The sequence below is a fragment of the Lysobacter sp. TAB13 genome (assembly GCF_052113885.1).
Classification (GTDB): Bacteria; Pseudomonadota; Gammaproteobacteria; order Xanthomonadales; family Xanthomonadaceae; genus Lysobacter; species Lysobacter gummosus.
This window is the reverse complement of the sequence record NZ_JBFRDR010000385.1, coordinates 1-366: the sequence shown is the minus strand read 5'-3', so window position 1 is coordinate 366 and position 366 is coordinate 1. Positions and strand designations below refer to the sequence as shown.

1 protein-coding gene is annotated in these 366 nt (G+C 60.1%); it reads left to right on the top strand.

Annotated elements, in window-relative coordinates:
- The first annotated feature begins 88 nt into the window (after positions 1-88).
- On the top strand, positions 89-328 hold the full coding sequence (locus AB4Y92_RS26625; RefSeq protein ID WP_441822352.1) for a hypothetical protein: 240 nt from the start codon (positions 89-91) through the stop codon (positions 326-328).
- Positions 329-366: the final 38 nt, after the last annotated feature.

The following is a 366-nucleotide window of genomic DNA, read 5'->3' as shown; positions in this document are numbered from 1 at the left end:
GCCGAGAAGACCGCCCGTCAGGGAACAAATCCCAAGGCGGGCCGTTGCCACAGGCGAAAATTCTTGTCAGCCCCGGAGGAGAAATCCGATGACCGCGGTTCAAGAACTCAGATCGGAAGCACCGACTATCTGCCTCACCTGCCATGAGGATTATCGGTACGCGCTTCAGCGCATCGGCCAGATCGAGGATGCGAAGGCCAATCCGGCGAAGGCCCTCGAACTGGCGGCCCTCAAGGTGGCGATCATCGACTACGAGGCGCGGTCGGCATCGCAAACCCGAGGGATGCCACTCGGATCCGACAGGGCTCGGTCATTATCTGGACATTGAACGGGCGGTCGTGTGCGTTGCACAGCATTGGATGAAGA

Excerpts from the sequence above, each read along its gene's own strand:
- AB4Y92_RS26625 (WP_441822352.1), top strand. The coding sequence starts at position 89 with ATGACCGCGGTTCAAGAACTCAGATCGGAAGCACCGACTATCTGCCTC.